Source organism: Psychrobacillus sp. FSL K6-2843 (assembly GCF_038626375.1).
Lineage (GTDB): Bacteria > Bacillota > Bacilli > Bacillales_A > Planococcaceae > Psychrobacillus > Psychrobacillus faecigallinarum.
The window spans coordinates 3,332,677-3,348,272 of record NZ_CP152021.1; the positions used below are offsets into that span (position 1 = coordinate 3,332,677).

14 protein-coding genes are annotated in these 15,596 nt (G+C 36.7%); 2 read left to right on the forward strand and 12 right to left on the reverse strand.

Annotated features, from left to right (window positions below):
• Positions 1-1,137 (forward strand): fused response regulator/phosphatase, encoded by a 1,137-nt coding sequence (locus MKY94_RS16970; RefSeq protein WP_151112802.1) that lies wholly within the window; start codon positions 1-3, stop codon positions 1,135-1,137.
• 139 nt (positions 1,138-1,276) lie between these two features.
• Here MKY94_RS16970 and MKY94_RS16975 read toward each other — a convergent pair whose 3' ends face one another.
• The 9 genes from MKY94_RS16975 to MKY94_RS17015 all read right to left on the reverse strand — a co-directional run bounded on the left by MKY94_RS16975 (position 1,277) and on the right by MKY94_RS17015 (position 11,889).
• Positions 1,277-2,134, reverse strand: coding sequence for a protein-glutamate O-methyltransferase CheR (locus MKY94_RS16975; protein ID WP_342577466.1), 858 nt, complete (start codon positions 2,132-2,134; stop codon positions 1,277-1,279).
• Positions 2,135-2,146: 12 nt separating this feature from the next.
• Complete coding sequence (locus MKY94_RS16980) at positions 2,147-4,957, reverse strand: CHASE3 domain-containing protein (protein ID WP_342577467.1); 2,811 nt, start codon at positions 4,955-4,957, stop codon at positions 2,147-2,149.
• Positions 4,958-5,446: 489 nt separating this feature from the next.
• Positions 5,447-5,998 (reverse strand): biotin transporter BioY, encoded by a 552-nt coding sequence (locus tag MKY94_RS16985; RefSeq protein WP_144541299.1) that lies wholly within the window; start codon positions 5,996-5,998, stop codon positions 5,447-5,449.
• Between the two features lie 259 nt (positions 5,999-6,257).
• Positions 6,258-7,184 (reverse strand): ribose ABC transporter substrate-binding protein RbsB, encoded by a 927-nt coding sequence (gene rbsB, locus MKY94_RS16990; protein ID WP_144541301.1) that lies wholly within the window; start codon positions 7,182-7,184, stop codon positions 6,258-6,260.
• A 15-nt stretch (positions 7,185-7,199) separates the two neighbouring features.
• Positions 7,200-8,141 carry a ribose ABC transporter permease gene (gene rbsC / locus MKY94_RS16995; protein ID WP_144541302.1) on the reverse strand — a complete coding sequence of 314 codons (942 nt, stop codon included), beginning with the start codon at positions 8,139-8,141 and terminating at the stop codon, positions 7,200-7,202.
• Positions 8,128-9,624, reverse strand: a complete 1,497-nt coding sequence (locus MKY94_RS17000; protein WP_342577468.1) for a sugar ABC transporter ATP-binding protein — start codon at positions 9,622-9,624, stop codon at positions 8,128-8,130. The genes rbsC and MKY94_RS17000 overlap by 14 nt, the downstream gene beginning before the upstream one ends.
• 14 nt (positions 9,625-9,638) lie before the next feature.
• Positions 9,639-10,028 (reverse strand): D-ribose pyranase, encoded by a 390-nt coding sequence (rbsD, locus tag MKY94_RS17005; RefSeq protein WP_144541305.1) that lies wholly within the window; start codon positions 10,026-10,028, stop codon positions 9,639-9,641.
• Positions 10,025-10,909 carry a ribokinase gene (gene rbsK, locus MKY94_RS17010; protein ID WP_154309984.1) on the reverse strand — a complete coding sequence of 295 codons (885 nt, stop codon included), beginning with the start codon at positions 10,907-10,909 and terminating at the stop codon, positions 10,025-10,027. The genes rbsD and rbsK overlap by 4 nt, the downstream gene beginning before the upstream one ends.
• Positions 10,906-11,889, reverse strand: a complete 984-nt coding sequence (locus MKY94_RS17015) for a LacI family DNA-binding transcriptional regulator (protein ID WP_151112792.1) — start codon at positions 11,887-11,889, stop codon at positions 10,906-10,908. Before MKY94_RS17015 ends, rbsK begins: the two co-directional genes overlap by 4 nt.
• A 206-nt stretch (positions 11,890-12,095) precedes the next feature.
• Here MKY94_RS17015 and MKY94_RS17020 point away from each other — a divergent pair, with 206 nt between their 5' ends.
• Positions 12,096-13,058, forward strand: a complete 963-nt coding sequence (locus MKY94_RS17020) for an alpha/beta hydrolase (protein WP_225216153.1) — start codon at positions 12,096-12,098, stop codon at positions 13,056-13,058.
• A gap of 85 nt (positions 13,059-13,143) precedes the next feature.
• Here the strand turns inward: MKY94_RS17020 and MKY94_RS17025 are convergent, their stop codons facing one another.
• The 3 genes from MKY94_RS17025 to MKY94_RS17035 all read right to left on the reverse strand — a co-directional run bounded on the left by MKY94_RS17025 (position 13,144) and on the right by MKY94_RS17035 (position 15,438).
• A complete protein-coding gene (locus MKY94_RS17025; protein ID WP_342577470.1) occupies positions 13,144-13,611 on the reverse strand; it encodes a hypothetical protein in 468 nt (155 codons plus the stop codon).
• A 105-nt stretch (positions 13,612-13,716) separates the two neighbouring features.
• Positions 13,717-14,379, reverse strand: coding sequence for a TIGR02206 family membrane protein (locus MKY94_RS17030; RefSeq protein ID WP_342577471.1), 663 nt, complete (start codon positions 14,377-14,379; stop codon positions 13,717-13,719).
• A gap of 273 nt (positions 14,380-14,652) precedes the next feature.
• Positions 14,653-15,438: an SDR family oxidoreductase gene (locus tag MKY94_RS17035; RefSeq protein ID WP_342577472.1), complete on the reverse strand. Its 786-nt coding sequence runs from the start codon at positions 15,436-15,438 to the stop codon at positions 14,653-14,655.
• Between the last annotated feature and the right edge of the window lie 158 nt (positions 15,439-15,596).

Sequence of the window (15,596 nt, forward strand, 5' to 3'; positions counted from 1 at the left end):
ATGACGATTTTACTGGTAGATGACAACACGGTCAATCTATTTGTAATAGAAAAAATATTAGATAGCGCTGGTTATAAAGATACTGTATCTCTTACATCCGCACAGGAGCTATTTGACTATTTACAGATCGGCGAACAAAATCCAACCTGTAATTCAGTAGATTTAATATTACTAGATATTATGATGCCTGAAATAGACGGTCTTGAAGCTTGTAGGAGAATTAAGCAGCAAGAACGATTTAAGGATGTACAAATAATATTCGTGACAGCATTAGAGGATAAAAACAAATTAGCTGAAGCACTAGATGTAGGTGGAAGTGATTATATTACTAAGCCTATAAATAAGACAGAGTTACTGGCACGTATAAGAGTTGCTCTTCGCTTAAAAGCAGAGTTAGATTGGCATACTCAGCATGAAAACAAAATCCAATATGAATTAGATTTAGCAACTCATGTCCAAAGAAGTCTTCTAAACCCACCATTAAATGAAAAAAACATTCAAATTGAGGTTTCATATTTACCATCCTTCAATCTGGCTGGCGATATGTACTATTGGCATAAAATAAGCGAGCATCGTCATGCCGTGATTTTACTAGATATGATGGGACATGGAATTTCTGCTTCCCTAGTTTGTATGTTTATATCTTCTGTATTAAGAGAGGCTATTAAACAATTAGTGGAACCGGAACTTGTTATTAAAGAGCTAAATCGCTATATGGTTTTAATACATAACGAAAAGGTTGGTATACCATATTATTTCACAGCCATCTATATGATTGTGGATACAGAGCAAAAAACGATAGAATATGTTAATGCTGGTCATCCACCTGGATTTGCTCTAATTGATGAAGAAACGGTTGTTCCGATTAACAAAGGCTGTTGTGCAGTAGGGTTCTTTGATGAAATTGAAGTTAAGAAGGAAGTAATTTCCTACGAGAAGAATATCCAAGTTGTTTTATATACAGATGGGGTTCTAGAGGCTATGGGGCCAAATGAGATACAATCTGAAAAACAAATTGAAACTTTAACCTCTAAAAAATGGGATCATTCTCAAGGTATAATTGATAATTTGCTATCCAAAGAAAAGCAACAGGATCAACCCGACGACATGTGCGTCTTAATGGTTCAATGCAATTAAGAATAGAAAAAGCGACTTTATATATTACTGAAAATTTTAGAGAGGATGGCTGTGACGACCTATGTCACGACCATCCTCCTTTTCATAAGAAACACTTTGAATTGAAAAAGCAGGATTCTTATTATAAGAATCCTGCTTTTTATTTATATCTTTGATAAATACGTTCACTACCTACTACCTCTTGAAAGTTATCCATCACCTGACAAAATTTTAAAGTTTCCTTGTCTCCTAGCCCAAGGAAACCTTGTGGACTTAAGCTCTCATAGAATAATTGTTGTACTTGATCCTGAAGTTCAGGAGTAAAGTAAATAAGAACATTACGGCAAATAATTACATGAAATTCATTAAACGATTGATCTGTAACAAGATTATGCTGTGCAAAGATAATATTTTCTAAAAGAGAAGGATGGAAATATGCATATTGATAATCCGCCTTATAGTATTCAGAAAATGCTTTATTTCCACCTGCAAGCATATAATTTTTAGTATATGCCTGCATCTTTTGTATAGGAAACGCACCCTTACTTGCCTTTTCTAGCACTTGCTCATTCATATCGGTTGCATAGATAACGGTTTTATCCTTTAGCCCTTCTTCTTCTAATAAAATGGCCATCGAGTAAACTTCTTCTCCAGTAGCACAACCAGCATGCCAAATACGAATTTCAGGATATTCTCTCAAAATCGGTACAACTTCTTCTCTAAATGCTTTAAAAAAAGTTGGATTTCGGAACATCTCGGTAACATTGATCGAAAAATCATTTAGTAATTGCTCTAGAAAACCGTCTTCATGAATAACCTTTTCTAGTAAACCTGTAATGGTTGAAATTCCATTCATCTTCATCCGATTATGAATTCGACGAGAAATGGAAGATCGATTATATTGCCGAAAGTCGAACCCTGATAAGTGATAGACTGCTTTCAGCAGGAAATCTACTTCTAAGTCTTCATGTTGAATATTAACGCCCTCTAGCTCTCCACTTTCATATTGACTGTCCATTTCCATACTCCCTTAAGATGCTAACCAAACTCGAAGAACAGAGAATAATTGATCTAGATTTAATGGCTTACTAATATAATCAGAAGCACCCGCCTCTAGACATTTATCTCGATCATTTTTCATCGCCTTCGCCGTTAAAGCAATAATCGGTAATTCTGTCATATTCATTTCATTTCTAATTTTAGACATTGTCTCATATCCGTCCATATTTGGCATCATGATATCCATAAGTACAACATCTATTTCTGCATTACTTTGTACAATATCTAAGCATTCCAAACCATCTTTAGCAACAAGGATATTAATTCCTCGTCTTTCTAATGCCGTTTTGAGTGCATAAATATTTCGATAATCATCATCGACGATTAAAATATTTTTATTGGAAAATACATTCGCATCCTCAGGAAGAGCTTCAAACTTTTCCTCTTGCTCTTTTATCTTTTGCTCCTGTTCCTCAAGAGTTGAATTCTCTTGTTCCTCCCGTACCTCTTGTATTTCCTCCACTTTCGCTTGAGTAGAGGCAACCTCTCCAAAGCTCAAATCAATCTGCTCTAAAATTGGACCTTTTGGCAGACTAGGAACAACTAAAGTAAAGGTACTTCCCATTCCCTCTTGGCTTTGAAGGGTAATCCAACCACCAAGCAGCTTAGCAAACTCACGGCAAATAGATAAACCAAGACCAGTTCCTCCGTATTTACGTACAGTTGCACCATCTGCTTGCTGGAACGATTCAAAGATCAAATCGTGCTTGTCCGTTGGAATCCCTATTCCGGTATCGGCAATAGAGATCTCAATCCACTCTTTACTAATATCTAACATTTGTTCCGTTTGAAGATTACTATCTAATTGCTTTATCGTTAAAGCAACGGAGCCTTTTTCCGTAAATTTAATAGCATTAGATAATAGATTTTTAATAATTTGTTGGAAGCGTTTTTCGTCTGTAAAGAAAATATCAGGAACATTCTCTGCCTTACTTATACGAAAATCTAAATTTTTCTTCTGGGCTATTGGTGAGAATATATGCTCCATCTGAACAGGTAATTCGCTTAGATTAACCTCTTCAAATAAAACCTCTAGCTTTCCTGCCTCTACTTTAGAAAGATCTAAAATATCATTGATCAAGGATAATAAATCTTCCCCCGAAGAATGAATTACTTTTGCAAACTCTGCCTCATCTTCAGATAAATTACCTTTTCCGTTTTCTGAAAGCATTTCGGAAAGAATTAATATACTGTTTAAAGGAGTACGTAATTCATGTGACATATTCGCAAGAAATTCTGATTTATAATTAGAGTGAATAGTAAGCTGTTCTGCTTTTTCCTCTAATTCCAGACTAATTTTTTCTAATTCTTCCGATTTAGCTTCTGCATCTTTTGTTCGTTCTTCTAATTGTTCATTAATCTGAGTTAGTTCCTCTGTTTGCATTTGTAGCTCTTCAGATTGAGTTTGTAGTTCCTCTGATTGTGTTTGTAATTCTTCAGATTGTGCCTGCAATTCTTCTGTCATTGCTCTTGACTCATTTAGAAGTCGAACAATTTCCATACGGCCCATAACACTATTGATAGATAAGCCAAACGTTTCCACAATCTGTGTTACGAGGTCTTGCTGTAATTTGCTATACTCTGACATTGTCGCTAGCTCTACTACTGCTATTACTTCATCCTCGAACAAAATAGGAACTATAAATATGCTTCGCGGCGGAACCTCACCTAATCCAGTAGAAATATAGCGATAATCTTTTGGAATCTCATTAAAGACAAAAATATTTTTTTCAAGGGCACATTGACCAATTAGTCCTTGTCCCAATCGGAAGCTTTCTCTTCCAATCTCATTTTGAGAATTCGAGTCAGCAAAAGCCGCTTTTTTTATAAAATGAACTTCTTGATTGTTTGTCTCTCTCACATAAAAAGCGCCGTAAGACGAATTTGTCATTTTAGAGATTTCAGACATAAATACACTAGCGAGCTTATCAATCGAGCCTACTCCTTGATATTTTGTTACAATTTCTGCAAGACTTGTTTGCAGCCATTCTCTGTCATCGAGATTATCTAATAATTCGTTTGTTGCTATTGCTAAATCCTTAATCTCATCGTTAGTAGTAACATGAATTCTTTCCTTACGATCACCATTTTCTGAAGCAATCTTTTTAATAGTTTCCGTTACATCTTTGACAGTACGAACAATCGATTTGGAGACCTGACTAGCCATTGCTATTGCAATAGCAGAAACGATCACTAAAAGACCAAATAATCCTATAGTCAACATATTATTGCGATCATCTAACTCTTGCGCTCTAGTTTGTGCATCATTTCTTTCGTATTCTCTAAAATCATTAAACTGACTACGGATAGATTGCATATACTCACGACCACGATCATTTGCATAGAATTGCTGAATCCCTTGCTCATTATTCTGTCGCTTAAAATCAATTGCACGCTCACCTGCCTCTGCTATCCAAAGGTCGATTGTGCCTTTTACCTCAACAAGCTTTTCTTGCTGTTTTGGCTTGTCCTCTAAAAGGTCAAACAGTTGATCAAACTCTACCTGCCATTCTTCAGCAGCTTTATAATAAGGTTCCAAGTAACTATCGTTGCCAGTAATGACAAAGCCTCTCTGACCAGCTTGCATGTCCATTACATATTTTTCTACATTATTTGTAAATGTTTCCACTTCGGTATTATATTTTATTAAATCATTTCTTTCTTGCTGTAGTGAACGGATTTGACTGTTCAATATTATAACGGAAGCAAATAAACAAAGAATAATGATAATGTAGCCAACGGTAATTTTGGAACGTATGCCAAACTTAAATTTATCCTCCATTTTGATTCCTACCTTTAATTCGGATTTTACTATACTAATAGTATATGAATTGGTTATAAAATAACAGTGTTTGCCCCTATAAAAAATTTAACTAATTACCTATTTTTATGCATGTGAAAATCAACGTGGTTATTGAGTTATTTGATGCAAGAAAAACACATTTACTTCCTTCCATGGTTAGCTCTCCATAAAAACTTTAAAAATGTATATATCTATAGGACCGTGAGCAATAAACCTCCACAGCAGCTCATATATCACTGGTGATCGCTTGCCTGTTTCTCTTACTCCATTGGAATCAATGTTTGCCACTTCAAAATATGTCATGACTTCTGAAATACACTTAAAACTGCAGAAAAAAAACGATGCTAAGGGATGATTCCCTAGCGCCGTTTCTTTTTGAAAAATTATAACTTTAAGGTTAGTGTTAGTAAATTTATTCATCTACTCCCTAGCCGTAAAACTTAAAACTATCACGGTAACTCCGCTCATTTATGCCGTTGCCACGATTAAATGAGCTTTTTCTAAGCGACGTCGAACGACAACACCAAACCATGCAGCTAGTACTGCTTTTATTACACCTACGATAACAAACGGTGCAACGCCACCCATAAACGCTGCTGTCCATGTCAAGTCAGCTATGATTTTTAACCAAACTGTACCAAATACCAATGTGACAACCATACCGATTAAGTTTGCTACAATGGCGTGTGAAATTGTGATACCAAATTTTTTCATGTAAAGTCCCATAAGTATCGCTGATGGCAAGAATCCAACAATATAGCCTCCTGTTGGTCCAATAACAACCCCTAATCCGCCCGACATACCACTGAATACTGGCATCCCTACTGCACCGATTAATATATATACTATCACTGATAATACACCTGTTCTCATACCTAAAATGGTAACGACTAAACCTACTGCTAAGGTTTGCCCTGTAATTGGTACGAGTGGTAGCGGAATCGTCACTTGCGCAAGTATTGCTATAATTGCTGCCCCAATTGCAGCTAAGACGTACTGATATGTATTTCCCTTTTTCAAAATTATTCCCCCCACATATGAGTTAACCATATTTTTATATTGGTTAACACAAATATAAAGTAATTAAGCTTATATTGTCAATCCCCTTTCTAATCTTGCAATCTAGGTCGTTTCGTCCGTTAGATTCTTGCTTTGTTGCGTAACGGCAGAAAGTGGATATATGCTAGCTTGCTTTCCTAAAATGAATAAAAATACCGTGAACTCTTGTTCACGGCATACCTATAAGAAAAGCTATCCCGTAGGATAGCTTTTCTATATATTATTTTTTTATTAATTCTAAATCTACAGGGATAGAAGCTTCTACTTCTTCACCGTTTAACGCTTTAATAGCTGCTTCCATTGCTTTTTCACCAATTTGTTCTGGTTTTTGAGCGATTGTACCAGCTAGCTTACCATTTTCTACAGATTTTACAGCATCATCAGTAGCGTCAAAGCCAATTACAATAATATCTTTACCAGCTGCTTCGATTGCCTCTAAAGCGCCTAATGCCATTTCATCGTTGTGGGCAAATACACCCTTGATGTCTGGGTTAGATTGAAGAATGTTTTCCATAACGGTTAAACCTTCTGCACGATTAAAGTTTGCTGTTTGTTTAGCTACAACGTCTAATTTACCATCAGCCACATTATTGAAACCTTGGCCTCGGTCACGAGCTGCAGAGGATCCCGCGATACCCTCTAATTCAACTACTGCAGCACCTTCTCCAGCTAATTCTAGTAAATATTCTCCTGCAAGCTCTCCACCAGCAACATTATCTGATGCGATATGGGCTACTACTTCTCCACCTTCTGAACTGCGGTCAACTGTTACGACCGGAATATTTGCTGCATTTGCTGATTCAACAGATGAAACTACTGCTTGTGAGTCTACTGGATTGATGATAATAAGGTCAACGCCTTGTTGGATTAAATCCTCTACATCACTTGCTTGTTTTGAAGCATTATCTTGTGCGTCAACAACTGTAACTGTTGCTCCTAATTCATCTGCTTTTGCTTCTGCTCCATCACTTAATGTTACGAAAAACGGATTGTTTAAAGTGGAAACAGATAAACCAATTTTATAGTCACCCTTTGATCCTGTAGATTCTTTTTTAGAATCGGATTTCTCAGAGCCTGGTGCATCCATTGAACATGCTGCTAGGAACAATGCTACGATTAACAGTAAAGCAAAATAAAGTTTTTTCATGCTGTTTTTTCTCCTTTATACTGTTTTTTTGCGATCTATTAAAACCGCTAATAATATAACTGCACCCTTCACCACTTGCTGGAAGAAGGAGGATACACCAATTAGATTTAGACCATTATTCAAGACACCTATTATAAGAGCCCCTATTAAAGTACCAACGATCCAACCACGACCACCTGTTAAGCTTGTACCACCAAGAACTACCGCTGCGATTGCATCTAGTTCAAACATGTTACCGGCGGTAGGCTGAGCTGAATTTAAACGAGATGTTAAAATAAGCGAAGCAAGGGCTGCTAGAGCTCCAGTTAATGCATAAACATAAATTTTAATTCGGCCAACCTTAATACCAGAAAGACGAGAAGCTTCCTCGTTACCTCCGACTGCATAAACTCTACGTCCAAATGTCGTCTTTTTCAAAATAAAGTAAAGTACTGCAAATGCAACAACCATTGTTACAACTGGCACAGGTATACCCAAGAAGTATCCTTTCCCTATCATTTGGAATGATAGGGAATCTCCTAATCCTGAAATTGGTCTACCTTCTGTATAAACTAAGGTTAGTCCTCGATAAATAGTCATTGTTGCTAGAGTAGCGATAAATGGAGCAACATTCCCTTTAGAAATAATAATTCCGTTAATTGCCCCTAAAATTGCCCCTAAAACAAGACCTATTAGCATTGCTAAAATTGGATCCATTCCACCAGCAAGTAACCCTGCTGTGACAGCTCCCGTAAGAGCTAAAATCGATCCTACTGATAAGTCAATCCCTCCAGTTAAGATAACAAAGGTCATCCCAAATGCGATAAGAGCATTGATAGAAACCTGTCTTAGAACATTCATTAAGTTATTTACAGTTAAAAAGTTTGGACTCATAATAGTGATGATTACCACTAGTAAAATTAGTCCTAGCAATGGCCCTAATTTTTGTAGCACTGATTGTGAACTAGATTTTAGCAACTTTGTCCCCTCCGGTAGCGTAATGCATTATTTTTTCTTGTGACATTTCTTCTTTGGTTATTTCACCAGTTATCTTTCCTTCATGCATCACGAGCACTCGATCGACCATTCCAATGATTTCAGGAAGCTCGGAGGATATCATGATAATAGATACTCCGTTTTCAGCAAGTGTGTTCACAATGGAGTAAATTTCTTTTTTCGCTCCTACGTCTACTCCTCGTGTCGGTTCATCCAATATTAAAATATCAGGCTCAATGCCTAACCATTTGGCTATTACAATCTTCTGTTGGTTCCCACCGCTCAGTGACTTAACTGTTTGATCAGGACCAGAAGTACGTACGCCTAATCGTTTCACCATAGAATCATATAAGCTTTTTTCTTTTTGGTTACTCACAACACCGTTTTTTGATATTTTGTTGAAATTTGTAATGCCTAAATTTTCTTTAACAGAGAAATCTAATATTAGACCTTCCGATTTTCTGTCCTCGGTTACAAAGCCAAAGCCGAGCTTAATAGCGTCTAGTGGCGTATTAATCTTTACTTGTTTACCATCTAGAATTAGTTCACCACTGTCCAGCTTTTTGTAGCCAAATAATGATTGAACTACCTCTGTACGCCCTGCACCCATAAGTCCTGCAACGCCAAGTATTTCTCCTTTTCGTAATTCAAAAGAAACATCCTCGAAAAAGCCTTTTCTTGTTAAGTTCTTGGCTACAAGCTTCACATCACCGATTTTAGAAGTTCTGTCGGGGAAGCGCCCGCCTAGTTCGCGTCCAACCATCATTTGGACAATTTCATCGAAGGTCGTTTCTTTGATATTTCTAACTCCCACATAGCTTCCATCACGTAAAATAGTGATACGGTCACATATTGCAAAAATTTCTTCCATTCGGTGAGAGATATAAACAAAGGACACTCCCTTAGCCTGTAATGCTCTAATAGTTTCAAACAATGTCTCTATTTCTCTATCTGTTAAAGCAGCAGTAGGTTCATCCATAATGATTACATCTGCATTGGAAGAAATGGCCTTTGCTATCTCAACAATTTGCTGCTTACCAACGGATAGATTTCTTGCTGTTGTTTTTACATCTACATCCAAGCCAAGGTTTAACAATACCTCTTTAGCAGCTTTATTCATTTCCTTTGTTTTTAAAATTCCTGATTTGCCAAACGTCTTTTCATTTCCAAGAAATAAATTTTCTGCAACCGTCAAATCCGGTAGAATATTAAGTTCTTGGTGAATTACTGCTATCCCAGCCTGTTCTGCTTCCTTGGGATTTTTAAATTCAACAGGATTTCCTTTGATCTTGATTTCACCTGAATCTCTAGTGTAAATTCCGGTTAAGATTTTCATTAAGGTAGACTTACCTGCACCATTCTCACCCATTAGTGCATGAATTTCTCCTGGAGCTATTTCAAATTCAACATTATTCAACACTGTATTTCCGTTAAAGGCCTTTGAAATACCAGTCATCTCAATCATTGCTTCCACCACCTTTAAAATATGACACCAGCTTGCAAGATTACATTTGCATAAGGAGTAGCTTCCCCAGTACGTATAATGACTTTAGAATGACTAGTCATTGTTTTAAATTCTTCATGTGATACTTCCGTAATTTGTTCAATTGATTTTCTGACTACATAATTCATTTCAGCATTGGCTGTTTTCATTTCAGCAGCAATATAAGCTCTTTCAACTACTAAATCTTCTAAAACAACTTCTAATATTTCATCGAATGATGGTTTGCCGACAATGTATGATAAATCAATGCATTTAACTCCATCAGGAATAGGCAAGCCACAATCACCTATTGTAATTTGATCTGTGTGACCTAGCTTGGCAAAAATGCCAGCCAGCTCTCGATTTAAAATGCCTTGTTTTTTCATTTACAAGCTCCTTCTAATCTATTGACTACTTCCTCGTGACTTGGCATGCCGCCCTGAGCTCCAAATTTTTCTACTGACAAGGAGGCAGATGCATTTGCAAAACGAACCGCTTGCTCTAAACTTAGCCCTTGCCCAAGTGCATGAACGAGTGCCCCGTTAAACGTGTCTCCTGCACCTGTAGTGTCTATCGCATTTGTTTTAAATCCAGGAACGACAATATGCTTATTTCCGTCAAAATATCTAGCACCATCACTGCCGAGTGTAACAATTAGCTTGTTTGGATATTTTTCCAAAGTCGCTTCCATATTTTCACCAAAAATTAACTCGCATTCTGTTTCATTTGGTGTCAGGTAAGCAATATAATCCATAAATTCCAGCTGAAAACCGCTTGCTGGAGCTGGGTTTAGTAATACTGGGACATTTAGCTCTAAGCATAACTCCAATGTGTACTTTACAACTGGAATCGGAATCTCTAGCTGCATGATAACAAACGTACTTTGTTGAATAGTTTCTTTCATATTTTTTATACTTTCCACGGTTAATGAATAGTTTGCACCTGGAACGACAATAATTCTATTGTCACCTTCCGACAGTAAGATATTAGCGATTCCAGTTGCAGCCTCCTCTGTTTGTATGACAGAATCCGTATTCACTCCATTTGCTTTAAGGTCAGCCAATAATTCGTTCCCAAAGCTGTCAATCCCAACACTGGCAAGCATTTGTACTTTGCTGCCTAAACGAGCTGCTGCTACTGCTTGGTTAGACCCTTTTCCACCTGGCACAGTAGTAAATAGCTGACCTAAAACTGTTTCTCCTTGGACAGGGAAGTTGTCTGTTTGCACAACTATATCCATATTCATACTACCTATAACTGTAATCATCGATGTACACTCCTCGTCGTTCCCCGTTCCACTAGCTCAACGGGTACTTGAATAACTCTTTCGTCTAATTCAATTTCTTCAATAATTTTAATGAGTATACGGGTTGCCAAAGCACCCATTTTATAAATGTCTTGGGCTACAGTGGTCAGTCCAGGTGTCAGCATTCCTCCAAGTGAAATACCATCGAACCCCATAATTTGTAGCTGGTCAGGAACACTAATACCCAATGAATGTGCAGCCTTCAAAGCCCCGGCGGCCGATACATCCGTACTTGCAAATATACCGTCTACACCTTCAATTTCTGTTAAAAATTTCTTTGCGATCTTCTCAGATTCCCCAAAATGGAATGGACTCTCAACAATATGTGTTTGTACATTCTTTCCTTCGACAGCCTTTAAAAATCCAGCCAGCCGATCATCAGCTGGTCCCAACCCTTTAGGTCCTCTCATAAACACAATCTTTTCACAGCCTGAATCCAACAAATGATTTGTTCCCATGCATGCTCCATCTACGTTATTGGAGGAAACTGTTGGAATGGATTCATGAATCATCCGGTCTAACGCCACCAGTGGTACATTTAAATCTTCATAATGACTTGCACGTAACTGATTCGTCGTTACTATAAATCCTGCTACATATTTTTGCTTTAAAGTATCAATATAATGTATCTCTTTTTCAGATTTTTCATCGGAATTACATAAAACTACTGTATATCCATAAGATAATGCGATATCTTCAACTGCTCGAGCAAGCTCCGGAAAAAATGGGTTAGTAATATCAGGAACAATCAACCCTATGAAGTTCGTCTGCTTTGTTGTTAAGGATCTCGCTACTTGATTTGGTATATATTCTAACTTATCTATCGCTTTTCTTATTTTGAGCTTTGTATCTTCGCTGATATACCCTTTTTTGTTTAGATATCGGGATACAGAAGCAACCGAAACACCAGCTTCTTTTGCTACATCTCTTATGTTTGCCATCTGTTTTCCCCTTTCCCTTATATATGTGTAACCGGTTACACAAAATATAACAAGTACTTTTAAAACTGTCAATATAAATCTGTTATATCATTTCCTAGAACAATATTTTTGTTTTATAACAGTAGTTTTATAGCCACTTATGGAACTTAAAGAAAATATATTCGTAATATTCATTAAATAGAAATTATTAAAAAAGGATGAAATCAATGAAACATAGAATTTGGAAGATATTCAAAAATATTATTATAGGGATAGTAGGTCTTGTATGTATTTGGTTTGCTATTCATCAGTTAATGACTGTGTATGAAAAGAACAAGTACGAAGCAATTGGCAAATTAGTAGAGGTTAATGGTAAAGAAATGCATGTTTATGAAAAAGGGGATGGCGACAACACGGTTGTTTTATGGAGTGGTTTAGGAACAACTGCCCCTGCCCTTGACTTTGAACCATTAGTGAATGAGCTATCAAAGGACAATAGAGTAGTTGTAGTAGAACCATTTGGCTATGGCTGGAGTGATCGAACAGATAGTGAACGCACCGTAGAAAACATCGTAGAGGAAACAAGGGCTGCTCTATTGAAGTTAAACATTGAACAACCATACATATTAATGCCACATTCCATTTCAGGAGTATACAGCATGTATTATGCCAACTTGTATCCAGAAGAAATAAAAGCAATAATCGGTATTGATCCAACCTTGCCTCAGGCACTTGAATATTTTGATGAAGCTGCCCCAACGATGCCAAAAGCTTTAAGCATTATTGCTCCTAGTGGAATTGCTCGATTGGCAATGTATATTGCCCCAGAGGATTTTTTGCCTATAGCAGAGGATGGAACGTATTCTAAAGAAAACTTGAAAATGACCAAACTATTATCATCATGGAATGGCTACAACCAAAATGTAATCAATGAAACTAACTATATTCAAAGAAACATGGAATTCACAAAGGAGCTTAACTTCCCTACTGATTTACCTGTCATGATATTTACGACAAATGATAACCAAGCAAACAAGGAAGGGAAATCCAATATTACCTTTTATGAAGAGCAATTAGAGAATAGCAATGTAAGCAAGCTAATTCCTTTAGAAGGTCATCATTATTTACATTGGTCTCAGTCTGAAAAAATGAGCGAGGAAGTGAAGGATTTTGTAAAGGAGATGGATTAACTTTTCCATAGAGTTGTGTCCTTTCCAAAATGTATTCATAAAAAACACTTGATAACTAATTTATAGTTATCAAGTGTTTTGCTTGTTACGGAGTATATTTTTCAGAGACCTTTACTACTTGCCCATCTTCTATGGTTAAATCATATGGTCCTTTTCCAACTGCTAAATAAGATATGAATTCCTTTTCTTCTACTTGCTTAGGCTTGGCGATATCCTCATGGTTAACCAAAAAGAACTCAGCGTTTTCAGCTAGCTTAATGCTTTCGGCCTTCTGAGTTTCATCATAAATCATAAATCCCGTAGGCAAATCCTTTTCAACATCTAGCCCCAGTTCCTTGATGCGTTCTTTATCCGCTTCCTCAATCCATTCTACTTCATCAATGATTAAACTTTTAGTGGAAAGTTCGAAATCTACTATGTAAGCTAGCTTATCTGAAGTAGTCTCTTTTGTTTCCTCATCTTTATTCTCTTCATTACAGGCACTTAAAAGTACTAAGACCCCTATAAGAGCAATTAGGAGCATAGACATCTTATTTAATAGAATTTTTTTCACCGTTAAAAACGTCCTTTCTTATATGCAATTAGATAGGTAAAAATTTTGCCCATCTAATATTTTCACCTGGATGAAAATTTCATCATTACAAGATATAAGTTTAATTTACTTTTTCTTAAAAAGAAACCATAAAAATATGAATATTAAAAATGCAACAATCTCTAATGATAGAATGTACCAAGGATAAGGTCCTAAAAAGTCTAACAAGCTTCCACCAGAAGGCTTTCTTTGTAAAAACATATAATTCCCTTCAAAAAGGTAGTTGATCCAAAAGATAAAAGGCAGCAAAATATTTAAAGCAAGCAATGTTGTGAGAACACCTTTAAACGTTGGTCGGTATCCTTTCACCCAAGTAAAATATAATGCAGTTAATATAATCCCTGCATGTGTATAAAAAAAATGAAAGTATCTAAAGTGTGGAAAATCCATATCCAAAACTGGAGTTAGCATGGCCTGTAGAGCACCACCTATGCCTGCATAAAAAACAAACTGATAAACCAGACGATTACCAGTCCATAACAAAACAATCGTCAATAGAAGGCTAATACTGCATAATTCCAATGGCAATGAATTACTTAACTCCCACCTGTCCGATTGAACAAGCCATACATGATATAAAATATCAATCACTAATAAAGACAAGCCAAATAAACGCTCCATGCTCAGAATATTCTTTTCTGATTCGGTCCAGCGTGCCCTCGTAATGAATAGAAGAAGTATGAAGGTAATAAGTGCAGCTATTGCACCCCAATGTGCCAATGAAAACATCACAAATCGATTATCCAACAGATTCACCGCCCGTTTTACTACTATTAGTATTCGAGTTAGCCGTTGGATTTTCCTCTTATTTAGTGATTTAAATACGGGAGCCTACCGATTATCCGGGATAACTGACCGATTATTGCTAACAAATGTTTTAAATACTTTCTTGAATTAGTTTCATAATTCCTATAATTATAAAGAAACACGAACTATCGAGAAGAGAATAAAGTATAAAACATAAAAAGAGCATTGCTAGCTCGCAATGCTCTCCTCTTTGTACTATACTTCTAGTTCCCAACGTTCTTTTTCGTCTTTTTTAATTTTCTCTTCAATCTCTTTCGGCCACGCAGTACGGTATTTATGATTGTCTGCCGGGATGACTTCAATCATTTTTTCAATCATGTCTTGTGGGTCATATTGATTCTTCAAGGATTCCTCTTGCTCTTTCATATCTTCCTTTTTCGTGAAATGCTTTTCTTCATTAAACCATTTCCATTTTTCTTCAGCACTTCGATCATTAAACCCTGTATTATATGGTCCAGGATTGATCGTTGCTACCTGTACGCCCAACTGTTCGAGTTCCTTCTGCATCGTTTTTGCAATTGCTTCAACTGTATGCTTAGTAGCTGTATAAGGCCCTACATAAGGAGTTGCTGAAAGTCCTGCTACCGAGCTAAGGAATACAATTTTACCATTTCCTTTTTTCACAAGCTTGCGTGCTGCAATCTGTGCTGTTTCTAAGGTTGCAAAAACGTTTACTTCAAATAATGCACGGAATCGATCCATTGGCACCTCGGCAAGAGGTCCACCCTCATTAATAGCGGCATTAGCTACAAATATATCAAAGTCGTACTCTTCCATTTGAGCACGATCTCTTGCATTGGTTATATCTAACTTGAAAATTTCCATATCTAAATCTAGATCTCTTGCTTCTCGCAATAAATCTGTCTTTTGAGAAGTTGTTTCGGTAGTTGCAATCAAGCGATGTCCCTTTTTTGCTAGTCCTATGGCTGTACCTCTTCCAAGGCCACTTCCAGCTCCAGTAATAAAAATTGTTTTACTCAATTGTATTCCTCCTAACAAATTGTCATCTACTTCTTTTCTTCCCTTTGAGATCTAACTAAAACATAAGAAGGGTAAGGGGAAGACAGCTCTCCTCCACCCATTTTTCCAATTGACCTTAGGAAAAGACACTTAAGCTAGACAATAGTTAGAAGAAATAG